Source organism: Herbaspirillum sp. meg3 (assembly GCF_002257565.1).
GTDB lineage: Bacteria > Pseudomonadota > Gammaproteobacteria > Burkholderiales > Burkholderiaceae_D > Herbaspirillum.
Genome location: NZ_CP022736.1, coordinates 1,520,687 through 1,542,519 on the forward strand (window position 1 = coordinate 1,520,687; position 21,833 = coordinate 1,542,519).

The 21,833-nt window shown below is 57.3% G+C and carries 18 protein-coding genes and 1 other RNA gene; 8 read left to right on the plus strand and 11 right to left on the minus strand.

What is annotated here, in order from left to right; genetic code table 11:
* Positions 1-19: 19 nt before the first annotated feature.
* From argG to argF, 3 genes are all read right to left on the minus strand, one after another.
* Positions 20-1,360: an argininosuccinate synthase gene (argG, locus tag hmeg3_RS06865; protein WP_094563079.1), complete on the minus strand. Its 1,341-nt coding sequence runs from the start codon at positions 1,358-1,360 to the stop codon at positions 20-22.
* A gap of 62 nt (positions 1,361-1,422) precedes the next feature.
* Positions 1,423-1,821 (minus strand): VOC family protein, encoded by a 399-nt coding sequence (locus tag hmeg3_RS06870; RefSeq protein WP_094563080.1) that lies wholly within the window; start codon positions 1,819-1,821, stop codon positions 1,423-1,425.
* Positions 1,818-2,732 (minus strand): ornithine carbamoyltransferase, encoded by a 915-nt coding sequence (gene argF / locus hmeg3_RS06875; RefSeq protein WP_094563081.1) that lies wholly within the window; start codon positions 2,730-2,732, stop codon positions 1,818-1,820. The genes hmeg3_RS06870 and argF overlap by 4 nt, the downstream gene beginning before the upstream one ends.
* 418 nt (positions 2,733-3,150) lie before the next feature.
* Here argF and hmeg3_RS06880 point away from each other — a divergent pair, with 418 nt between their 5' ends.
* Positions 3,151-5,316: a TonB-dependent siderophore receptor gene (locus hmeg3_RS06880; protein WP_094563082.1), complete on the plus strand. Its 2,166-nt coding sequence runs from the start codon at positions 3,151-3,153 to the stop codon at positions 5,314-5,316.
* 76 nt (positions 5,317-5,392) lie between these two features.
* Here hmeg3_RS06880 and rsgA read toward each other — a convergent pair whose 3' ends face one another.
* From rsgA to hmeg3_RS06895, 3 genes are read right to left on the minus strand one after another with little or no spacing between them, the layout of a single operon-like run.
* On the minus strand, positions 5,393-6,304 hold the full coding sequence (gene rsgA / locus hmeg3_RS06885) for a ribosome small subunit-dependent GTPase A (RefSeq protein ID WP_094563083.1): 912 nt from the start codon (positions 6,302-6,304) through the stop codon (positions 5,393-5,395).
* Positions 6,305-6,306: 2 nt separating this feature from the next.
* Entirely contained in the window at positions 6,307-6,660 is a 354-nt protein-coding gene (locus hmeg3_RS06890; RefSeq protein WP_094563084.1) for a 4a-hydroxytetrahydrobiopterin dehydratase, read from the minus strand.
* Between the two features lie 17 nt (positions 6,661-6,677).
* Positions 6,678-7,952, minus strand: a complete 1,275-nt coding sequence (locus tag hmeg3_RS06895; RefSeq protein ID WP_094563085.1) for a M48 family metallopeptidase — start codon at positions 7,950-7,952, stop codon at positions 6,678-6,680.
* Positions 7,953-8,113: 161 nt separating this feature from the next.
* Between hmeg3_RS06895 and orn the strand changes: the two genes are divergently transcribed.
* The 3 genes from orn (at position 8,114) to hmeg3_RS06910 (ending at position 9,667) form a co-directional block, all read left to right on the plus strand.
* Complete coding sequence (orn, locus tag hmeg3_RS06900) at positions 8,114-8,719, plus strand: oligoribonuclease (RefSeq protein WP_094563086.1); 606 nt, start codon at positions 8,114-8,116, stop codon at positions 8,717-8,719.
* Between the two features lie 48 nt (positions 8,720-8,767).
* Positions 8,768-9,520 carry a sulfite exporter TauE/SafE family protein gene (locus hmeg3_RS06905; protein WP_094563087.1) on the plus strand — a complete coding sequence of 251 codons (753 nt, stop codon included), beginning with the start codon at positions 8,768-8,770 and terminating at the stop codon, positions 9,518-9,520.
* 72 nt (positions 9,521-9,592) lie between these two features.
* Positions 9,593-9,667: non-coding RNA, sX9 sRNA (locus hmeg3_RS06910), on the plus strand.
* A gap of 3 nt (positions 9,668-9,670) precedes the next feature.
* On the opposite strand, the gene hmeg3_RS06915 is transcribed toward hmeg3_RS06910, so the two are convergent.
* Positions 9,671-10,372, minus strand: coding sequence for a UPF0149 family protein (locus hmeg3_RS06915; RefSeq protein WP_094563088.1), 702 nt, complete (start codon positions 10,370-10,372; stop codon positions 9,671-9,673).
* A gap of 123 nt (positions 10,373-10,495) precedes the next feature.
* On the opposite strand from hmeg3_RS06915, the gene hmeg3_RS06920 reads away from it, so the two are divergent.
* Both hmeg3_RS06920 and hmeg3_RS06925 read left to right on the plus strand, forming a co-directional pair.
* On the plus strand, positions 10,496-11,491 hold the full coding sequence (locus hmeg3_RS06920) for a serine/threonine protein kinase (protein ID WP_094566182.1): 996 nt from the start codon (positions 10,496-10,498) through the stop codon (positions 11,489-11,491).
* 25 nt (positions 11,492-11,516) lie between these two features.
* Positions 11,517-12,098 (plus strand): DNA-3-methyladenine glycosylase I, encoded by a 582-nt coding sequence (locus hmeg3_RS06925; protein WP_050475741.1) that lies wholly within the window; start codon positions 11,517-11,519, stop codon positions 12,096-12,098.
* A 78-nt stretch (positions 12,099-12,176) separates the two neighbouring features.
* On the opposite strand, the gene hmeg3_RS06930 is transcribed toward hmeg3_RS06925, so the two are convergent.
* The 3 genes from hmeg3_RS06930 to hmeg3_RS06940 all read right to left on the minus strand — a co-directional run bounded on the left by hmeg3_RS06930 (position 12,177) and on the right by hmeg3_RS06940 (position 16,949).
* Positions 12,177-13,610, minus strand: a complete 1,434-nt coding sequence (locus hmeg3_RS06930; RefSeq protein ID WP_094563089.1) for an NAD-dependent succinate-semialdehyde dehydrogenase — start codon at positions 13,608-13,610, stop codon at positions 12,177-12,179.
* Between the two features lie 247 nt (positions 13,611-13,857).
* Positions 13,858-14,973 carry an NADH:flavin oxidoreductase/NADH oxidase gene (locus hmeg3_RS06935; protein WP_094563090.1) on the minus strand — a complete coding sequence of 372 codons (1,116 nt, stop codon included), beginning with the start codon at positions 14,971-14,973 and terminating at the stop codon, positions 13,858-13,860.
* A 170-nt stretch (positions 14,974-15,143) separates the two neighbouring features.
* Entirely contained in the window at positions 15,144-16,949 is a 1,806-nt protein-coding gene (locus tag hmeg3_RS06940; RefSeq protein WP_094563091.1) for an ABC transporter transmembrane domain-containing protein, read from the minus strand.
* Between the two features lie 337 nt (positions 16,950-17,286).
* On the opposite strand from hmeg3_RS06940, the gene egtD reads away from it, so the two are divergent.
* Both egtD and egtB read left to right on the plus strand, forming a co-directional pair.
* Positions 17,287-18,231, plus strand: coding sequence for an L-histidine N(alpha)-methyltransferase (egtD, locus tag hmeg3_RS06945; protein ID WP_094563092.1), 945 nt, complete (start codon positions 17,287-17,289; stop codon positions 18,229-18,231).
* 42 nt (positions 18,232-18,273) lie between these two features.
* The gene (egtB, locus tag hmeg3_RS06950; protein WP_094563093.1) at positions 18,274-19,488 is read left to right on the plus strand and encodes an ergothioneine biosynthesis protein EgtB; all 1,215 of its coding nucleotides are present in this window, start codon (positions 18,274-18,276) and stop codon (positions 19,486-19,488) included.
* 97 nt (positions 19,489-19,585) lie between these two features.
* Here the strand turns inward: egtB and leuA are convergent, their stop codons facing one another.
* Positions 19,586-21,289: a 2-isopropylmalate synthase gene (leuA, locus tag hmeg3_RS06955; protein WP_094563094.1), complete on the minus strand. Its 1,704-nt coding sequence runs from the start codon at positions 21,287-21,289 to the stop codon at positions 19,586-19,588.
* Between the last annotated feature and the right edge of the window lie 544 nt (positions 21,290-21,833).

The window sequence follows — 21,833 nt, forward strand, 5'->3', positions numbered from 1 at the left end:
TCCGTGGAGGGTGATGTGATTACTTCGCGTCTTTTTCTTTTTCCAGCAGCGGCAGCGACACGGCAGTGCTGGTCGCCAGCAGGCCGGTGCTTTGGTAAATCGCCAGCTTCTGACGGGTGTCGGTGATGTCCAGATTGCGCATGGTCAGCTGGCCGATACGGTCTTGCGGCGAAAACGCGCCTTCGCCCTTTTCCATGGTCAGACGTTCTGGCTGATAGGTCAGGTTGGCCGACTCGGTGTTGAGGATCGAGTAGTCGTTGCCGCGGCGCAGTTCGATGGTGACTTCGCCGGTGATGGCGCGAGCAACCCAGCGCTGTGCGGTTTCGCGCAGCATGATGGCTTGCGAATCGAACCAGCGGCCCTGATACAGCAGACGGCCCAGTTTGCGGCCGTTGTCGCGGTATTGCTCGATGGTGTCTTCGTTATGGATGCCGGTGATCAGGCGCTCGTAAGCGATGAACAGCAATGCCAGGCCTGGCGCTTCATAGATGCCGCGGCTCTTGGCTTCGATGATGCGGTTTTCGATCTGGTCGCTCATGCCGAGGCCGTGACGGCCGCCGATGCGGTTGGCTTCCAGAATCAGGTCAGTCATGTTCTCGAAGGTCTTGCCGTTCAAGGCGACCGGACGGCCTTCCTCAAAGCGCACGGTGACTTCTTCCGCCTTGACTTCAACATCGTCGCGCCAGAATGCCACGCCCATGATCGGCTGAACGATCTTGATGCCGCTGTTGAGGTATTCAAGATCTTTTGCTTCGTGGGTCGCGCCCAGCATGTTGGAGTCGGTTGAATAGGCTTTTTCCACCGACATCTTGTAGTCGAAGCCGGACTTGATCATGAACTCGGACATTTCCTTGCGGCCGCCCAGTTCGTCGATGAAGGTATTGTCCAGCCAAGGCTTGTAGATGCGCAGGTTAGGGTTGACCAGCAGACCGTAGCGGTAGAAGCGCTCGATGTCATTGCCCTTGAACGTGCTGCCATCGCCCCAGATGTCGACATTGTCTTCACGCATGGCGGCGACCAGCATGGTGCCGGTGACGGCACGGCCCAGCGGTGTGGTGTTGAAATATGTGATGCCGGCGGTGGAGATATGGAAAGCGCCGCTTTGCAGCGCTGCGATACCTTCGTTGGCCAGCTGTTCGCGGCAATCGATCAGTCGCGCCAGTTCTGCACCGTACTGCATTGCCTTCTTCGGAATAGCGTCGTAATCAGGTTCGTCCGGTTGACCCAGATTGGCCGTGTAGGCATAAGGAATGGCGCCTTTCTGGCGCATCCAGGTCAGCGCAGCGCTGGTATCGAGGCCGCCGGAGAAGGCGATGCCGACTTTTTCGTTGACCGGAACGGATTGCAGAATGTTGGACATGATGATCGTATTGGCTAGTGATGACTGATTGATTGAATTTTACTTATTTGCCGGTGTTACCGTCACGCTGGCACGTGGCAAACAACTTCGATGTTGTGGCCGTCCGGGTCACGGACAAAAGCGCTGTAGTAATCCGGATGGTAATGCGCGCGGATGCCGGGAGCACCGTTGTCTTGGCCACCGGCTTCCAAAGCCGCTTTGTAAAACGCGTCGACTGTACTGCGTGTCGTCACGCGAAAGGCAAAATGCAGCGTCGGGCTGTGCGCCGGTTTGTCGGCAGTCGCGCGTGCCAGCCAGAAGTCCGGCTTGGGCGCTTCGCCAAAACCGGCGACATCGGTGCTGCCGGTCACGGAAGCAGGCAGTTCCAGCAGCAGGCTGTAGCCGATGGCGCCCAGCGCCTGTGTGTAAAAGCTTTTGCTGCGATCGTAATCGGAGGGCGTAAAGCCGGTATGGTCGATCATGCTACTTTCCCCAGCACCAGGTATTCGAGTAAAGCCTTTTGCACATGCAGGCGGTTTTCTGCTTCGTCCCAGACGACCGATTGCGGGCCGTCAATGACTTCAGCAGAAACTTCTTCGCCGCGATGCGCCGGCAGACAATGCATGAACAGCGCGTCCTGCTTTGCGCGCGACATCTTGGCCTGATCCACGATCCAGCCGTCAAACGCTTTCAACCGCGCGGCGTTTTCATCTTCATAACCCATGCTGGTCCAGACGTCCGTCGTGACCAGATCGGCGTCCTGGCAGGCATCTGCCGGATTGGCGAAGAAGGTGTAGCGCTGATTGCCGGGGCTGACCTGTTTCATGTCGATGTCGTAGCCCTTGGGCGTGGACACATTGACGTGGAAACCGAATACTTCAGCGGCCTGCAACCATGAATACAGCATGTTGTTGGCGTCGCCGATCCAGGCCACGACCTTGTCCTTGATCGAGCCGCGATGCTCGATATAGGTGAACACATCGGCCAGCACCTGGCAGGGATGTTGTTCGTTGGTCAGGCCGTTGATCACCGGTACGCGCGAATAAGCGGCAAAACGGTCGATGATTTCCTGGCCGAAAGTGCGGATCATGATGACGTCGCACATGCGCGACATCACTTGAGCAGCGTCCTCGATCGGTTCGCCGCGGCCAAGCTGGCTGTCGCGGGTATTGAGATAGATCGCCGCGCCGCCGAGTTGGTGCATGCCGGCTTCGAAGGACAGGCGGGTACGGGTCGAATTTTTCTCGAAGACCATGACCAGCGTACGATCGGCCAGCGAGTGATGCGGCTCGTAGTTTTTGAATTTGCGTTTAATCACACGCGACCGCTCGATCACGTACTCATACTCATCAAGCGTAAAGTCGGAAAACTGCAGGTAGTGTTTGATTGCCATAAATAAAAACGGCGGCCAGTGGGCGCCTGCCGCCGATTGTTGTAACTGCTTCAATTATAAGGGATTCGGCCCAAAAAGATACCCAAAAGCAGGCATAAGCGGGTGAACAGCATGTGAGCCTCACAATGAGCCGCTCGCCGTCGTGCTGTTATTGTCATTGTTGCCTTTATCAGGCCAAACAGCGAACCGTTAGAGAGGGGCCGACGCCTTGAGCGGACCACAAAACAGAAAAGGCAGGGTAGGGCAATAACGTTGTCACTTTGATATTTATTCAAATCAATTTTGGTCAGCGTTTTCACCATCTCGGCGAGCTGATCGGCATTCAACGATTTTTCTGGGATTTTTAATTAATTGAGAATTGTTCTCAATGTAAATCATTAGACTGCGCTTCCTTCCAAAGACCAGTCGAGTGATCAATATGTCATTTTTTTCTTTCCGTCGTCATGCTTACGGAAGCTTCCTTTGCACTGCACGGCTGCGGCCGCTGGCCATTGCCATCTGCTCTATCGCGTCTTCTTTCGACTACGCTTATGCGGCTGAAGAAGCCGGGAGCGAGGCTGGATTGCCCACAGTCGAGATCCGCAGCAAGCGCAGCCACTACGATCCGCGTCCTGCTTCAGTCAATACCGCCACCAGATCGGACACCGAGACGCGCGACATACCGCAAACCATCAACAGCGTTGCGGTGGAAGACGTTGCATCGTACGGTGGACGCACCCTCGCAGATGCCTTGAGCGGCATTCCCGGGATTTCAAATGCTTCGGACACACGCTTTGATGCATTCCGTATTCGCGGTTTTTCCAGCGTCGGCGACTTGTTCCTCGATGGTATTCGCGACGATGCGCAATATGTACGGGGTCTCGGTAATATCGAGCGCGTCGAGGTACTGAAGGGACCTGCAGCAGTGCTTTATGGGCGGGGAAGCGGGGGCGGTGTTATCAATCGCATCAGTAAGCAACCGGGACATGACGTGCAAAACAGCGTGCAGGTAAGCGCCGGCAGCTATGGCCGTCTTGGCGCATCAGCCGATGTCAATCAGGTGCTATCCGACGAATGGACAATGCGCGTAAATGCCGGTCGAGAACGTGCCGACAGCTTTCGCAGCGGTGTCGACAGCACGCGCCAATATGTCGCGCCATCGATCAAGTGGGACGACCAGCGCACAAGTTGGTTATTGCAGACCGAATACAATGAGTTTGAACGGGTTCCTGATCGCGGCATGCCGGCAGGACGACGCGCCAACGGCAGTTACTACTTGCCGCCTGCAGCGCCATCCACCACGTACGGTGCGCTGGGGCGCGATGACATCAAGGACACCAGCACCAATATCCGGTCGACGCTGGAACACAAGTTCAACAATCAATGGAAAATTCGCAACGTCCTCAGCGTGTTGGCGTTGGACAGCCGTTTCGACAACACTTTCGCTGGAGGTCTTGCAGGACCTGGCAACAGCATGGTGACACGCAGCCGCTTTTTGCAGGATCTGAAGCAACGCAATCTGCAGGCCGGCCTCGAGCTGGAGGGCAAAGTCATGACGGGTAGTGTGGAACACCGATTGCTGTTCGGTAGTGAATATACCGATGAAACCCGTCATCCCCGCTTGTGGCGAGCCAATGCCACGTCAGTATCGCTGCTGACGCCAAATAATGCGCCAGACAACGGCCCGACCCCGACGGTATTTTCCAATAGCGTACACAAAGCGCGCGGCTATGCGCTCTATGCGCAGGATCAGATTCGCTTGTCGCCGCAGTGGCAAATACTGGCAGGCTTGCGTTGGGATCGGTTTGCCGCTGATTCATTGAATCAGGTCAACAATAGCCGCGCCCAGCGCACCACTGCTGCAATCAGCCCTCGACTGGGCGTTGTGTGGTCGCCGCTGAGGGATCACAGTTTTTACGCCTCCTATAGCAAGAACTTCATCCCCTCCGGCGGTGCCGACACGGTCGGACTCGACACCGGCACTACCAGCAACGTCAACGCACTCGATCCGCAGTTCAGCAGGCAGGTGGAAGTGGGCGTCAAGAGCGATTGGTTCGACAAGAAGATCAGCTCCACGCTGGCCATCTTCCAGCTCGATTTATACAACCGCCGTACTCAGGTAGCTTCCAGTCCCGATCTGTTCGTGCTGACCGGCCTTGAACGCAATCGCGGTATCGAGCTTGGCGTCAATGGTCAGTTGGCGAGTAACTGGTTCATCCGCAGCGGTTTCAGCGTGCAGAATGCGCGCGTGCTGGAATCCGGGTCGTGCCGTACCTGCGGAACCAATATCCAGGGTAAGCGTTCCGTGGGCGTTTCGAGCGCGAATGGCAGTCTCTTCATCAGCTATGCACCGACGCAAGGCTTCTTCGCCGAAACCGGCGTTGTCTATGAAGGCGCACGTTACGTCGATATCAACAACTCGCTGGATTTGCCGGCATACACGCGTTGGGACGCAAAAATGGGTTATCGATTCCGCAATGCCGAAGTGACGTTTGCGGTGGCCAATCTTGCCAACAAAAATTACTACGTTACATCGACGGGGTTGTCGCAGATCATGCCGGGCAGTCCGCGCAGCGGCTTGTTGAGCGCGGCGTACAAATTCTGACGAAGGTCTGGTTCGCAATCGGTCATACAAAAAAGCCGCTCTCAAGAGCGGCTTTTTGCAAAGAGAGTCCGGGCAATCAATACAATTTCTGCGACGACTCATGCAGCAACTGCACATACAACTGATGCCGCATCGCCGCTATTTCGCCGGTTTTGACGGCGGCCAGCACAGCACAATCGGGCTCGGTCAGATGGTGGCAATTGTAGAACCTGCATTTGCCGAGATACGGCGCGAACTCGCGAAAGGCGCGTTCCAGCATGCCTTCGCTCAACTGATACAAACCGAACTCCTGAAAGCCGGGCGAGTCAATGATCGCCGTGTCGTCGGCCATGACATACAGGCGCGTGAACGTAGTGGTGTGCTTGCCGGTGTCGAGCGCGGCCGAGATTTCACGTACGGCGATGTCGGCGTCCGGCACGATCAGGTTGATGATCGACGACTTGCCCATGCCGGACTGGCCGATCAGGATTGTGGTCTGGCCTTGCAGCAACGGCAGGAAAGTGTCACGGGTCGCGTCGGGGTGCGCCTGCGCCGAGACTTCATGCACCGGATAGCCGAGTTTGCGGTACACCTCAAGGCGTTGGCGCGTGCGCGGCAACGCGGCTTCGATGTCGGTCTTGTTGAGAATGATATGCGCATCGACGCCGGCCGATTCCGCCGCCACCAGTGCGCGCGAGATGAGGTCATCGGTGAAGCCCGGTTCCGTCGCCACCACGATGAACAGTTGCGTGACGTTGGCAGCCAGCAGTTTGGATTTGTACTGATCCGAGCGATACAGCAAGGTCTTGCGCTCGGCGATGGACTCGATGACAGCCTGATTGGCCGAAGTGCGTTTGAGGTTGACCCGATCGCCGACGGCGACGTCGCTCTTCTTGCCGCGGGTGACGCATTGCAGTTTCTCTTCGCCGACTTGCGCCAGATAATGGCGCCCGTGTGCGGCGATGATGGTGCCGATTTCCGTAGTATTTTTTTGTGCAGTCACGGTCATGCTTAAGAAAACGTCTGGTGGAACACGGCATCCACCTTGGCGGCGCAGATGAAGTCATTGATCGACAAACCGCCGCGTCCTTCGTTGACACTGTGCGTGTCGAACTTGACGATGCAGCGATTGTAGGTCACGACCAGTTCGGGGTGATGATCTTCCGCGTGGATCACATATGCGATGGCGTTCACGAAAGCTAGTGTCTCGTGGTAATCCTCGAATGAAAACGTCTTGGCCAGCTTACCTTGTTCCAGTGCCCAGCCCGGCACCAGCGGCAGGGTTTGCTGCACGTCGGCATCGCTCAGAGCGGTGACTTGATGCTGGCTCTTTTGCGTGAGCAGCGATTGTGCGGTCAGTGTCATGATGATTTCCTTTTACCTTAGTGTGCCGCGTTCAGCGTGGCGTGCAGTTTGCCGATGCGCAGTGACGCCGGCGGGTGCGAATCGTAGAAGGCGGAATGCAGCGGGTCAGGCGTCAGCGTCGACGCATTGTCTTCGTACAGCTTGACCAGCGCCGACACGAGGTCTTGTGCATTGGTGTGTTGCGCGGCGAATGCATCCGCTTCAAATTCATGCTTGCGCGACGATAACGACGACAAAGGCGACAGCAAGAAGGTGAAGATCGGCAAGGCCAGCATGAACAGGATCAGCGCCATCGCATCGTTGCTGCCGAACAGCATCGGATCAACGCCCAGTCCGGTGTAGAACCAGGCCTGACCCTTGAGATAACCCAGCAATGCCAGGAACACCAGCGAGATCGCAAACATGACGGTGATGCGCTTGACGATGTGCTTAAGTTTGAAATGGCCCAGCTCATGCGCCAGCACGGCTTCGATTTCATGCGGCGCCAGACGTGCCAGCAGGGTGTCGAAGAAGACGATGCGCTTGCCTGCGCCAAAGCCGGAGAAGTAGGCATTGCCGTGCGCGCTGCGCTTGGAACCGTCCATCACGAACAAACCTTTGGAGGCAAAGCCGACACGCTGCATCAGTCCTTCGATGCGCGCGCGCAGGCTGTCGTCGTCGAGCGGTGTGAATTTATTGAACAGCGGCGCAATCACGGTCGGGTAAAGCACCAGCATCAGCAGCTGGAAGCCGCTCCACACCAGCCATGCGTAGAACCACCACAGCGAGCCCGACTTATCCATCAGCGTCAGGATGACCCACAGCAGCGGCAAGCCAATGACTGCGCCAATCAGCGAATTCTTGACGGTGTCGGCAAAGAACAGGCCGCGCGTCATTTTGTTGAAGCCGTAATACTCTTCCAGCACGAACTGGCGGTAGTAATCAAAGGGCAGATCAATCAGGCCGGAAATCAGCGCAAACGCCACAATCAATCCCAATTGATACAGCATTCCCGGCCCGCCAAACCATCCCAGTAGCAAGCTCGACAGCAATTGCAAGCCGCCCAGCAGCGTAAATCCGACGAGGACGGCCGAATTGACGACCAGTGTCAGCAGGCCGAATTTGGTGCGGGCGACGGTGTAGTCGGCTGCCTTCTGATGTGCCGCCAGCGGGATTTTTTCGGCGAACTCGGCCGGAACCGCGCTGCGGTGAGCCAATACGTGGCGGATATGGCGGGAGCTGAGCCAGAACCTCACGAGCAAGGTCAACAGCAGAAAACCAACAAACAAAACCGAAAACGTGAGTGAATACATTCTTTCCCTGTGCGAAAATGGCGGTCAGCAAAACCGTTCAAAAAATTCGATGAAAATGGCGAACTGAATGGGATGAGCGGTCGACCCAAGCAACAGATTAAGCCGCAATTCAAGCAACAAATTAAGTGCCGAATTAAGCAGAACCTGCAGAAAGAACAATTATGTCACAAGCCACCGATGCCAACGTTGCCAATGCTGGCGCGCCTACTTATACGATCCCGGCCCGTCCGAACGAGTTCAACCTGATTTGGGTGGACATGGAAATGACCGGCCTCGATCCGGACAACGATCGCATCATCGAAGTTGCCGTGGTGGTAACAGATCCTGAACTCAATATCCTGGCTGAAGGCCCGGTGTTCGCGATCCATCAGTCCGACGAAATCCTCGACGGCATGGATGCCTGGAACAAGGGCACTCACGGCCGCTCGGGTCTGATCGAACGCGTCAAGGCATCGACCGTGACCGAAGAAGAAGCCTCGGCGGCGTTGATCGCGTTCCTCAAACCATTCGTACCGGTCGGCAAGTCGCCGATGTGCGGCAATTCGATTTGCCAGGATCGCCGCTTCATGGCGCGCGGTATGCCGAAGCTAGAAGCCTTCTTCCACTATCGCAACCTCGATGTGTCCACCCTCAAGGAATTGTGCCGTCGCTGGAAGCCTGAACTGGCAAGCGGTTTCAAGAAGCATCAGAAGCACACCGCGCTGGCCGACATCATCGAATCCATCGAAGAACTGAAGTACTACCGCGAGCATTTCATCAAGGAGTAATCCTCTGATGACCACGCCGACGACGCGATTGCGGTCGAGGACTCTGCCTTGATCCAGGATCCGCTGTTCTACGCAGCGGCGATCCCCGCAGTGCTGATCGTCGGCATTTCCAAGTCCGGTATGGGCGGTGGCTCGCTCGGTATTCTTTCCATTCCCATCCTGTCTCTGGTGACGTCGCCCGCAGTCGGCGCCGCCATCATGCTGCCGTTGCTGATCGCCATGGACATCATGGGACTGATCACTTTCCGCGGCAAAGGCGACATGCGCAATCTGCGTATTCTGATCCCTGCGGCATTGATCGGCATCTCGGTCGGCGCATTGACCTTCCGTTTTACGTCCGACGCTATGCTGCGCGGCCTGATTGGTGCTTTATCGATCGCCTTCGTCGTGCAGCGAGCCATGGGCTTGGGTAGCGCGGCTGTCCCGACGCAGCCCAGTATCGCCAAAGGTTCGGTGTGGGGCGCCCTGTCAGGCTTCACCAGCTTCATTGCCAACGCCGGCGGGCCGCCGTTCGTGATTTATCTTGCGCCTCAGCAACTCGACAAATTGATGTTTGTCGGAACCTCGGTGATTTTCTTTTCAGTGATCAATGCGGTGAAGGTGGTGCCCTTTGTCGCACTTGGCTTGTTCGATGCGCGCAACCTGACCACGTCGCTGGCTTTGCTGCCACTGGCGCCGGTCGGTTACTGGCTGGGGTTGAAGATGCTGATGAAGGTGAACCAGGCGCGGTTCTATCAGATTACCGTTGCGGCTCTGTTTGTTGCCGGTTGCAAGCTGCTGTGGGATGCCGCCGGAGCCTAGAACCTGTCCGCGATCTTACTGCGAGGCCATGATCCGTGAATTGGAAACCCTTGGGCGGTACTCGGAATCCTCATGTACTCAAGTACATTCCGGTTCCTCCGCTCCGGCCGCCACCGGCTGATGGCCTCTCGCTACAGATCGCAAACAGGTTCAAACTGGTGACGCCTTGTCAGCACCGCAGCACTTCTTGTACTTCTTGCCGCTGCCGCACGGGCAGTCGTCGTTGCGGCCGGCCTTGGGGCCGTCGCGGCGCACGGTTTCCACCGCCGACTTGCGATGCGGCAGCCAGTATTTGTAGATGTGCGGAATCGCGGATTCTACTTCCACCGCCAGCTTGTGTGCCTTGACCGGATCTTCGATCAGCGGGATTTCTTCTTCTTCCAACTCATCCGAACCCAGCAGATAGATCGGGCGCATCAGCTCGGCCAGGTTGGAGTGGAAAATCGGATCCCATTCCTTGGCGCGCAATTGGATGCCTTCCCAGAAGCCGCCGGCCCAGGCTTCGCCGTCGAGCAGGCTCTTGCCTTCGTGCTCACGCTCGCAGAACAGTGGTTCGTATTCCTTGGGCGCGACTTCCAGCGTGATGGCGATTTCGTTCATCGAGCGCGCGATCAGGCCGGTGATGCGTTCGGCTTCTTTCGGCGATTTGAACTTTGGGGTGTCTTCCGGCTGGCTGCCCCAGACGCGCGGCAACCATTCGGCCATGAGGACTTCCTGCGGGCCGATCACCAGTGCGGTGAGGAAGCCGTGCAGCGTATCCATGGTCATGGCGTCGTCGGCACAACGGTCTGATAACAGGAAATCGTCGAGTTCGTCGAACTCTTCGTCGGAGAGGGGCTGGTCAAGTTGCATGGTGTGCGTCCGTGTTGCGAATAAAACCGCAGTTTAATTCCATTCGGCTGCGGAGGCGAGGATTACTGCCGGTTTCAGGTTCCTCTTTCCCGTTGTCTGTCCCGGGCACGTACAATGGCAGCCATGACCGATTCCACCACCGTATTCAACTTCGCCGGGCTGTCGCCGGATACCGTGCTCGATGCACTCGACAGTGTCGGCCTGTACGGCGATGGCCGCCTGCTGGCGCTCAACAGCTACGAGAATCGGGTCTATCAGGTCGGCATGGAAGAGGGGCCGCCGCTAGTGGCGAAGTTCTATCGTCCGCAACGCTGGAGCGACGCCGCGATCCTCGAAGAGCATGCTTTCGTCAACGAGCTGGTCGAGCAGGAAATCCCTGTCGTTCCCGCCATGCAACTGGCCAATGGCCGCAGTCTGCAGGAGTTTCAGGGGTTCCGTTTCGCCGCCTTCACCCGGCATGGCGGCCGTGCACCCGAACTCGACAACCCTGACACGCTGGAATGGCTGGGGCGCTTCATTGGTCGTATTCATGCGGTCGGCATGCAACGTCCGTTTGAACATCGCCCTGCGCTGAACATCGCCACCTTCGGCGAAGAGCCGCGCGATTATCTGCTGGCCAATGATTTTATTCCCATGGACGTGCTGACGTCATACAAGACGACGGTCGATCACGCCCTGGACGGTGTGCGCCGCTGCTTTGATCGTGCCGGCGACATCAGGCAATTGCGTCTGCATGGCGACTGCCACGTCGGCAATGTTTTGTGGACCGACGCCGGGCCGCATTTCGTCGACTTTGACGATAGCCGTAGCGGACCTGCGATTCAGGATTTGTGGATGCTGTTGTCGGGTGAGCGCGGCGACATGGTGCGCCAGCTGTCCGATCTGCTGGCCGGTTATGAGAGCTTTTGCGAATTCGAGCAGCGCGAGTTGTATCTGATCGAAGCCTTGCGCACCTTGCGCCTGATTCATTACTCCGCATGGCTGGCACGGCGTTGGGAAGATCCGGCGTTTCCGCAGGCTTTCCCGTGGTTCAATACGCAGCGCTACTGGCAGGATAGAATTTTGGAATTGCGCGAGCAGATCGCGCTGATGGATGAACCGCCTTTATGGCCGCTATAAACTTTGGACAATGAGTGAGGAAGCAATGAGCGTACAACGCTGCGCCTGGGTCAATCTGGATAATCCGCGCTACGTGACTTACCACGACGAAGAGTGGGGCGTGCCTTGTCACGACGAAACCCGCCTGTTTGAAATGCTCAACCTGGAAGGTGCGCAAGCCGGCCTGAGCTGGGAGACCGTACTCAACAAGCGCGAGACTTACCGTGCCGCCTTCGATCAATGGAATCCGGAAAAGATCGCGCGCTACACCGACGCCAAGGTGGCAAAGCTGCTGGCCGATCCGGGCATTGTCCGCAATCGGTTGAAGGTGGCGGCGACTATCACCAATGCGCAAAGCTATCTGCGCCTGCGCGATGAAGTCGGTGGCCTCGATCCTTTTCTGTGGGCGTACGTTGACGGCAAGCCGATTCGCAACAAATGGAAAAATCTGAGCGATGCGCCGGCCAAGACGGCGCTGTCGGATCAGGTATCGAAAGACCTCCTCAAGCGTGGCTTCAAGTTTGTCGGCTCGACCATTGTTTACGCCTACCTGCAAGGTATCGGTGTCATTGATGATCACGTCGTTGGCTGCCATTGCCACGGTCGCAAACATAAGCTTCCCAAGTAATACCGCCGTATCGGCACGCAATGAAAAAAGCCCGCGCTCAATCAAGAGCGCGGGCTTTTTTGTCGCTGTGCGAAGTGCTTACACGTCCAGCTGCGAAACGAACTTGGTATTGACGTAAGCTTCGATCGCCTCGGTACCGCCTTCGGAGCCATAGCCGCTGTCCTTGATACCGCCGAACGGTACTTCCGGCAAAGCCAGACCCAGATGGTTGATGGTGATCATGCCGCTTTCAACGCGTGTCGACAGGGCGTGCTTGGTTTGCGCCGACTTGGCGTAAGCGTAGGCAGCCAGGCCGAAAGGCAGGCGGTTGGCTTCGGCGATCACTTCGTCCAGTGTTTCGAACGAGTTGATCAATGCCAGCGGGCCGAACGGTTCTTCGTTCATGGCGCGTGCCGACAGCGGCACGTTGGTCAGCACGGTTGGTTCGAAGAAGTAACCCTTGTCGCCGACGCGCTTGCCGCCAAAGCGCAGTTGCGCACCTTGTTCCACAGCGTCGCTGATCAGTGCTTCCAGTGCAGGGATGCGGCGCTTGTTGGCGACCGGGCCCATGGTCGTGCCTGCAGTCATGCCGTCGCCGACCTTCAGCTGGCTGGCAGCGGTGATGAACTTGTCGACGAAGGCGTCGAACACTTTCTTTTGCACCAGGAAGCGGGTCGGCGAGACGCAGACCTGACCGGCGTTGCGGAACTTGGCCATCGCCAGTTGCTTGGCGGCGGTGTCGATGTCGGCATCGTCGAACACGATGGCCGGCGCGTGGCCGCCCAGTTCCATCGTCGCGCGTTTCATGTGCGTGCCGGCCAGTGCGGCCAGTTGCTTGCCGACCGGGGTCGAACCGGTGAAGGAGATTTTCTTGATGATCGGATGCGGGATCAGGTATTCGGAGATTTCCGATGGCACGCCGTAGACCAGATTGACCACGCCTTCAGGAATGCCGGCATCGGCAAATGCGCGAATCAGTTCGGCAGGCGAGGCCGGTGTTTCTTCCGGTGCCTTGACGATGATGGAGCAGCCTGCAGCCAGTGCAGCGGACAGCTTGCGCACGACTTGATTGAGCGGAAAATTCCATGGTGTGAACGCGGCGACAGGGCCGACCGGTTCCTTGATCACCATCTGATAAGCATTCGGCACGCGCGCCGGAACGAGGCGGCCGTAGGTGCGGCGGGCTTCTTCTGCGAACCAGTCGATGGTGTCGGCGGCGCCCAGGGTTTCTGCCTTGGCTTCCGCCAGTGGCTTGCCTTGTTCCAGCGTCATCAGTTGCGCGACTTCGTCGGCGCGTTCACGCAGGATGTTGGCAGCCTTGCGCATGATCTTGGAGCGCTCGAATGCGGAGATATTGCGCCAGGTATCGAAACCTTTTTGTGCGGAAGCCAGTGCAGCGTCGAGGTCTTGCTTGTTGGCGTGGGCGATGTGGCCGATGACTTCTTCGGTGGCAGGATTGACGACAGGAATTGTGCGGTCCGAGACACTGGCAGTCCAGCGACCGTTGATGAAGAGTTGAACGTCTTTGTACATGATGAGTATCTCTTTGCGAATCTGATGGATGAAAGAAGGTGAAGCAGAATTTTGAAATCACATCCGGCGGAATGGCTTGCGGAGGTGACTGGCGTATGCCGTGGCTCAGTTATACCACGGCTGGGAAAGTTGCGTCAGGCCAACGCAAAAAACGAAGCTATTGACGCCATTCGGGACGATATACCTTTGACATGTAGTCTGAATATCGTCCCTATCGTCCCTATCGTCCCGGAATGTCGCTGTCGGATCAGTCGAGGTCGCTGTAGTCGACGTTCTCACGCAAGGGCGTCTTGCTCGATGCTGCGCGCACGTATTGCGGGGGCCAGGCGACGTTTTCCTTGAGCGTATCGGCGGCGTGCAACGGCCAGTAAGGATCGCGCAGCAGTTCGCGCGCCAGCAGCACGAGATCGGCTTGTTCGGTGCGCAGCACATGTTCTGCCTGAATGGCATCGGTGATCATGCCGACGGTGCCGGTGGCAATCCTGGCTTCACTCTTTACCCGTGCGGCAAAAGCAGTCTGATAGCCGGGGCCGGTAGGAATCGTCGCCGTGGCAATGTTACCGCCGCTGGAGACGTCGACCAGATCGACACCGAGATCGCGCAGCATGCTTGAAACCGCAACCGTCTCGTCGGGATTCCAGCCACCCTCGGTCCAGTCGGTTGCCGACAAACGGACGAACAGCGGCAGTTCTGCCGGCCAGACTTTGCGTACGGCAGTGACAGCTTCCAGCAAGAAGCGCGCACGGTTTTCCAGTGAACCACCGTATTGGTCAGTACGCTGATTGCTCAGCGGCGAGAGGAATTCATGCAGCAGGTAACCGTGTGCCGCATGGACTTCAACGACCTTGAAGCCGGCCTTGAAGGCACGTTGTGCGGCATCGGCAAAGGCTTGCACGCGTTGCGCGATGGCTTCCACGCTCAGCTCCACAGGCGCTTTGAAGGTGGCGTCGAAAGGAATTGCCGAGGGGCCTACGGTATCCCAGCCGCCTTCTGCAGCAGGTACGGTACCGACCTTGCCGGCCCATGGACGCCAGGCGCTGGCTTTGCGGCCGGCGTGCGCCAGCTGGATACCGGCGAAAGAACCCTGCGCTTCGATAAAGCGGGTAATGCGGCGCAGCGGTTCGATGTGGTCGTCTTTCCAGATGCCGACGTCTTCGGGCGTGATGCGGCCTTCGGCCAGAATGCCGGCCGCTTCCACGATCACCAGACCAGCGCCGCCAACAGCGCGGCTGCCCAGATGGACCAGATGCCAGTCATTGACGAAACCGTCTTGTGCCGAGTATTGGCACATTGGCGAGACGGCAATACGGTTCGGCAGAGTCAGTTCGCGCAACTTCAGCGGGGAGAATAATTTGCTGCTCATCGGAAGCTCCTGTTTGTTTGCTGCGCGCGTGAGGTGGATGGCGCGCTCGCAAGTGGGAAGTAGAGGAAGTGGTTGTTCGGTGAAACCAGAAGTCTATTTTATTTTTTGAAACCGTGTTTGGCGCCGCCGGATTCTTTATGTTTCTTCCAGACGGCGCATGATTTCATCATTCAGTCGGTATTGAACTGCAGCGCAGCCAGGCTGGCGTAAAGACCGTTCTGCGCAATCAGCGAAGCATGTGTGCCGGTCTCCACGATACGGCCGTGCTCCAGCACGATGATGCGGTCGGCGCGCTGCACGGTCGCCAGACGATGTGCGATGACCAGCGTGGTACGGCCGATCATGGCGGCTTCCAGCGCGGACTGCACCAAACGTTCGGATTCGGCGTCGAGCGCACTGGTGGCTTCGTCGAGCAGCAGCAGCGGGGGATTTTTCAGCAGCGCGCGGGCGATCGCAATGCGCTGGCGCTGACCTCCCGACAAGCGCACACCGCGTTCACCCAGGAAGGATTGATAGCCTTGTGGCAGGCGGTCGATGAACTCATGCGCCGCCGCCATCTTCGCCGCAGCGATAACTTCTTCATCGCTGGCGTCGGCACGGCCAAAGCGGATGTTCTCCAAGGCATTCTCAGAAAAAATAATGGTGTCCTGCGGCACGATACCGATGGCGCCGCGCAGGGTTTGCAGCGAGAGAAACTTGATATCAACGCCATCCAGTTTGATCGCGCCTTGCTGTGGATCGTAGAAGCGCAACAGCAACTGGAACAGCGTGGTCTTGCCGGCGCCGGACGGGCCGACAATGGCGATGGTTTCACCCGGTTTGATATCCAGAGACAGATGCATCAATGCGCTGCTGTCCGGGCGAGACGGATAGTGGAAGACGACGTCTTCCAGTTGCAGCGCTGCGCCGTTGGCTGTGCGCGGTGGCAGGGTTTCAGGCAGCAACACCGATTGAACCGGTGATTTTGCGGTCAGCAGATCGAGCAGGCGCTCGGTCGCGCCGGCTGCGCGTTGCGTGTCGCCCAGCACTTCCGACAAGGCGCCGATGGAGCCGGCCACCAGCGAGGCGTAAAGGATGAACTGACCAAGCTGACCGCCGCTCATGCTGCCTTGCACGACGGCATGCGCACCCAGCCACAGCACGAACACGATCGCGCCGAACACCAAAAGAATCGCCATCATCGTCAGTACCGAACGCGCGCGAATACGCTGCATGGCGGTATGAAAAGCGCGCTCCACCGATGTGCCGAAACGTCTGGCTTCGATCTCTTCATGCGTGAAGGCTTGCACCGTCGGCATGGCATTGAGAATCTCGCCGGCCAGCGCGGAGGCATCGGCGACGCGATCCTGTGATTCGCGCGAGAGCTTGCGTACACGGCGGCCGTAAAACACGATCGGCAGCACGACGGCCGCCAGCATCACGATGATGATGGATGACAGCTTGACGCTGGTGATGAACAACATGACCATGCCGCCGATGAACAGCAGCCCATTGCGCAGCGCCATCGAAATACTGGTGCCGACCAGTGTCTGGATCAGCGTCGTGTCGGTGGTCAGGCGCGACAGCACTTCACCGGTCTTGGTGGTTTCAAAGAATTGCGGGCTCTGCGTGACCACATGCGCATAAACGGCACTGCGCAGATCCGCCGTCACGCGTTCGCCCAGCCACGACACCATATAAAACCGCGCTGCCGTCGCCACGCCGAGGATGCAGGCCACACCGAACAGAGCAAGAAAATACAGATCGATGTGCAGCGTGCTTGCAGCGGCGTCCGCACCGCCGATGCCGCTCTTGCCGAAGCCAAGATCGATCATTTGCCGGAACGCATACGGAATCGCCAGTGTCGCTGCTGCGGCGACGATGAGCGCCAGACCGGCCAGCATGAATTGACGCTTGTAAGGTTGCAGGAAGGGGAGCAGGCCGATCAGGGTTTTGATGCTGCCTTTGGCTGGTTCAGGTTTGACGCTAGATGACATATTGGCAAGATTGATGATGTTGATGAAGCAACTTTATAGGCTGAATGTCAGAATTTTTATCAGGTGGTGAACCACGCGATTGATTGCAAGTCGATAGAATGCATAAGTATATGCATTCATCACATATTCAATCTGACAACAGATTGCGCTCTTGAAATGCGCCGCGCGCGCTCAATATGCGATTCTTGTACTTTCTAAACGCGGTCTAGTGTATTGCATGCTTGCATACCGTGCCGATGGCGTTCATGCAGTTGTTATATTGTGCGGTTACATTGTGCCGTTACATCATGCGGTTACAACAAGGAGAGCAAAATTGGCTCAACGATTGTTGCAGGACATGCAGGACGATTGGGCTGAGAATTGTCCGATACGAGGTGAATTGCACGACGGACTGATGGCAGAAACCGCCAGCATTTCTCCCAAATACTTTTACGACGCGCTCGGTTCCACTCTCTTCGAAGCGATTTGCGCGCTGCCGGAATACTACCCGACCCGCACCGAAGCGCAGATCTTCGATCAGCATGCCGAGGATATTGCTGCCACCGTCGGCAAAGGCGTGACCATGATTGATCTGGGCGCCGGCAACTGCGCCAAGGCGGCCCGCCTGTTTCCTTCCTTGCAGCCGCGACAATATGTCCCCATCGACATCTCGACGGAATTTTTGCGTGAAGCGGTGAATGGCTTGCGGCAAAAATTCCCGGCGATCCCGATGCAAGAAATCGCGATGGATTTTTCAACCTCGCTGCAATTGCCTTCGACGGTCGGACGTGAGAACCGTCTGTTCTTTTATCCAGGATCGTCGCTTGGTAATTTCGCACCCGAAGAAGCACTGCAGTTCCTGCGCCGCATGCGCCATGGCCTGCAACTGGGTGAGGCCGGCGGTATTTTGCTCGGCATCGATCTGGTCAAGGAAAAGGCTGTACTTGATGCAGCCTACGACGACGCACTGGGCGTGACTGCGGCATTCAACCGCAATGCGCTGTTGCACGTCAATCGCCTGCTGGGCAGCGATTTCGTGGTCGACGATTGGCAGCACCGGGGCTTCTTTAATCCCGAGTTGTCGCGTATCGAGATGCATCTGGAAGCACGCCGCGATGTCATCGTGACATGGTGCGGAGGCGAGAGAAAATTCCGCCAAGGCGAACGCATCCATAGCGAGAACAGTTATAAATTCACGCCCGACGGCTTCAGCGATTTGTTGCGCCAAGCCGGGTTCGGCCAGGCCAAGATGTGGTTCGATCCGCAGAAGTGGTTCATGCTCTGTTACGCGCGGCCGGTGTAAGCGGCAGAAGATGCATAACATCTGCACAGGGAGATAAGCAGCATGCATAACGAAACGGCCGCACTGGCCGCAACGAACGCAGCCATCGTCGATGACTTTTTGCGTACGCGCGAATACTCGATGATCCTCGCCACGCCGTTGTCCGATGAAGATTGCGGCGCACAGTCGATGCCCGACGCCAGTCCGGTCAAATGGCATCTGGCGCATACCAGCTGGTTCTTTGAGACCTTTATTCTCGAAAGCTACGAACCCGAGTTCGCGCCGTTTCATCCGGCGTTCCGGGTCTTGTTCAATTCTTACTATGAAGGCGTCGGCGACAAGCATCCACGTCCTCAGCGCGGCATGCTGACACGTCCGTCGCTGGCCGAGATACGTGCCTATCGTTCCAACATCGATCTGCGCATGCAAGCGTTGCTGTTATCCGATGTTTGCGATGAGGATTGTCTGCGCTTGCTGGAGCTGGGCATGCAGCATGAGCAGCAGCATCAGGAGTTGATGCTGACTGACGTCAAACATCTGTTGTCGCTCAATCCGCTCAAGCCGGCTTATCTGCCGCGCGCCTTGCAGGCCATGCCGGTGCAGACTGAATTGGAGTGGAATACCTTCGATGCCGGTGTCGTGGAGATAGGTTATCGACATGGAGGATTCTGTTTCGACAATGAGCTGCCGTCGCATCGCCAATTTGTTGAAGCATTTGCCATCGGTTCGCGCCTGATCAGCAACATCGAATACCTGATGTTTGTGGAGCAGGGTGGCTATGACAATCCAGCCTATTGGCTGTCGGCTGGATGGGACTGGCGCAGCAGTAACGGCATCAAACATCCGCTCTACTGGCATCGCCAGGACGATGGCGCGTGGCAGGAGTTCACCTTGCACGGCATGTTGCCGCTGGATCCGCATGCGGCGGTGCTGCACTTGTCCTACTACGAGGCTGATGCTTTTGCACGCTGGGCCGGTGCACGTTTGCCGACCGAGGCAGAGTGGGAATACGCCGCCGGTGCGCTCGGTAACGAGGGCCGGCAATTTTTCGGCACGGCATGGCAGTGGACATCGAGCAGCTATGCGCCTTATCCGGGCTATGCGATTCCTGACGGCGCTGTCGGCGAGTACAACGGCAAGTTCATGGTCAATCAATATGTCTTGCGCGGTTCATCCGGTGCGACGCCGCTGGGACATTCGCGCGTCAGCTATCGCAACTTTTTCCCCGCGACGGCTTGCTGGCAATACAGCGGCATTCGCCTGGCACGGTCGCTGTAACGATTCACGATTTATCTGAAGCACGAAACAAAAAAGCCGCCGGTTGGATAAACCGGCGGCTTTTCTCATATTGCCAGACGTGGGTTTGTCAGGCTGATCAGGCGGCTTTCGCTTTTGGCGAAGAAGGCTGATTGGCGCTTTGATCGATCGCGATCTGGCGATTGATGGCGCTGAGTACGGCTTTGAACGATGCTGTCACGATGTTGGCGTCGATACCGACACCGAAGCCGGTCGGCGCTTCATTCAGACGCAGCTCGATGTAGCTGGCGGCTTGCGCGTTGGCGCCGGCGCCGATGGCGTGTTCGTGGAAGTCCATCAGTTTGATGTCCAGGCCCAGTGCATTGACGAAGGCGTCGATAGGGCCGTTGCCGGTGCCGCGCAGCGTCGCCTTTTCACCGTTGCGCTCGATGTCGATTTCAATCTTGATCGATTCCTTGTGCGAGGAATCTTCCGACATGCGGTGTGCGCGATAGACGTAAGGGGTGGTGCGATCCAGATATTCGCTCTTGAAGATCGTGTAGATGTCGCCGGCGACGATTTCCTTGCCGGTGGCATCGGCTTCGCGCTGGATGGCGCGGCTGAATTCGATCTGCAGACGGCGCGGCATCGACAGACCGTATTCCTGCTCCAGCAGGTAGGCCATGCCGCCCTTGCCGGATTGGCTGTTGACGCGGATCACGGCATCGTAGCTGCGGCCCAGATCGGCCGGGTCGATCGGCAGATAAGGTACTTCCCAGATGGCGTCCGCTTGCTGCTTGGCGAAACCCTTCTTGATGGCATCCTGGTGCGAGCCGGAGAAGGCCGTGAAGACCAGATCGCCGACATACGGATGACGTGGGTGAACCGGGATCTGGTTGCACTCCTCGACGCACTGACGCACGGTGTCAATGTCGGAGAAATCAAGGCCGGGATTCACGCCTTGCGTGTACAGGTTCAGGGCGAGCGTGACCAGATCGACGTTGCCGGTGCGTTCGCCGTTGCCGAACAAACATCCTTCAACGCGATCAGCGCCGGCCATCACAGCCAGTTCAGCCGAAGCGACGGCGGTGCCGCGGTCATTGTGCGGGTGCACCGAGATGATGGTGGAGGCGCGATGCTTCAGGTTGCGGCACATCCATTCGATCTGGTCGGCGTAGACATTCGGCGTGCTGCATTCGACGGTCGAGGGCAGATTCAGGATGACTTTGCGTTCTGGTGTGGCGCCCCAGGTTTCACAGACGGCGTCGCAGATTTCCTTGGAGAAGTCGAGTTCGGTGGTGCTGAAGGACTCCGGCGAATATTCATAGCGCCATTGGGTTTCCGGGCGGGCGTCGGTCAGTTCCTTGACGAGTTGAGTGCCGGTGACGGCGATGTTTTTGATCTCGTCGCGGGACATGTTGAAGACGATCTTGCGGAAAGCCGGTGCCACCGAGTTGTACAAGTGGACGATGGCTTGCTTGGCACCTGCGAGCGAATCGATGGTGCGGCGGATCAGCTCTTCGCGCGACTGGGTCAGCACGATGATGGTGACATCGTCAGGGATGCGATTTTCTTCGATCAGTTTGCGAACGAAGTCGAAGTCGGTTTGCGATGCGGAGGGGAAGCCGACTTCGATTTCCTTCAGGCCGATTTGCAGAAGCATTTCGAAGAAGCGCAGTTTGCGCTCCGGGCTCATCGGCTCGATCAGCGCCTGATTACCGTCGCGCAGGTCGGTACTCATCCAGATCGGCGGCTTGGAAATGAACTGATTGGGCCAGGTACGATCAGATAACGGAATCGTTGGGAATGCGCGGTACTTTGCTGCCGGGTTGCTTAACATCATGGTAAAACCTCTTTAATTTGTCACTACAGTGAAATTGGGGAAATCATCCGATGTGGCTGAAGGGCCGCCTGACTGCCACTAACGCGAGGCCAGGCAACCGATCGGTAGCGATAGCAGTGCCGATGCCGGTGCAAAGATCTTCGCGGCGATAGATTCGACGATTACGCCGGAAATCGGAGTTGCAGCAATGGACTTGGTATGCAAGAGCGGCATAACTGGCTTTTCAGTAAAAAATTTACAACTTTTTAATTTGTGCTGCGATGTGATTCTGAGGATCCATTTCGGATGCTTTCAGATCTATACGCCAGCGAGGAAACTGCAAAAACTAGGGAGAAACTTGGATTAGCGCGAAGCTGGTAGTAGCGTCACTAGTAGCAACGCTAGCAGGGCGCCAGCGAAGTGCGATAGTGATAGAGAGAATTGTGTTGCGGAGTTCATCTGTTCACTTTAGAAGATTGCTGTTTGGATTGTCAAGCATTATCTGCCTGATGCTCCCAAAAGCGAGCTAAAAGCAGGGGGGAGCCGATGCCTTTTGTTGTTAGAA

Bases quoted from the DNA above. Each gene is read 5' to 3' on its own strand.
- argG (WP_094563079.1), bottom strand. From the start codon at position 1,360: ATGTCCAACATTCTGCAATCCGTTCCGGTCAACGAAAAAGTCGGCATC.
- hmeg3_RS06870 (WP_094563080.1), bottom strand. From the start codon at position 1,821: ATGATCGACCATACCGGCTTTACGCCCTCCGATTACGATCGCAGCAAA.
- argF (WP_094563081.1), bottom strand. From the start codon at position 2,732: ATGGCAATCAAACACTACCTGCAGTTTTCCGACTTTACGCTTGATGAG.
- hmeg3_RS06880 (WP_094563082.1), top strand. From the start codon at position 3,151: ATGTCATTTTTTTCTTTCCGTCGTCATGCTTACGGAAGCTTCCTTTGC.
- rsgA (WP_094563083.1), bottom strand. From the start codon at position 6,304: ATGACCGTGACTGCACAAAAAAATACTACGGAAATCGGCACCATCATC.
- hmeg3_RS06890 (WP_094563084.1), bottom strand. From the start codon at position 6,660: ATGACACTGACCGCACAATCGCTGCTCACGCAAAAGAGCCAGCATCAA.
- hmeg3_RS06895 (WP_094563085.1), bottom strand. From the start codon at position 7,952: ATGTATTCACTCACGTTTTCGGTTTTGTTTGTTGGTTTTCTGCTGTTG.
- orn (WP_094563086.1), top strand. From the start codon at position 8,114: ATGTCACAAGCCACCGATGCCAACGTTGCCAATGCTGGCGCGCCTACT.
- hmeg3_RS06915 (WP_094563088.1), bottom strand. From the start codon at position 10,372: ATGCAACTTGACCAGCCCCTCTCCGACGAAGAGTTCGACGAACTCGAC.
- hmeg3_RS06920 (WP_094566182.1), top strand. From the start codon at position 10,496: ATGACCGATTCCACCACCGTATTCAACTTCGCCGGGCTGTCGCCGGAT.
- hmeg3_RS06925 (WP_050475741.1), top strand. From the start codon at position 11,517: ATGAGCGTACAACGCTGCGCCTGGGTCAATCTGGATAATCCGCGCTAC.
- hmeg3_RS06930 (WP_094563089.1), bottom strand. From the start codon at position 13,610: ATGTACAAAGACGTTCAACTCTTCATCAACGGTCGCTGGACTGCCAGT.
- hmeg3_RS06935 (WP_094563090.1), bottom strand. From the start codon at position 14,973: ATGAGCAGCAAATTATTCTCCCCGCTGAAGTTGCGCGAACTGACTCTG.
- hmeg3_RS06940 (WP_094563091.1), bottom strand. From the start codon at position 16,949: ATGTCATCTAGCGTCAAACCTGAACCAGCCAAAGGCAGCATCAAAACC.
- egtD (WP_094563092.1), top strand. From the start codon at position 17,287: ATGCAGGACGATTGGGCTGAGAATTGTCCGATACGAGGTGAATTGCAC.
- egtB (WP_094563093.1), top strand. From the start codon at position 18,274: ATGCATAACGAAACGGCCGCACTGGCCGCAACGAACGCAGCCATCGTC.
- leuA (WP_094563094.1), bottom strand. From the start codon at position 21,289: ATGATGTTAAGCAACCCGGCAGCAAAGTACCGCGCATTCCCAACGATT.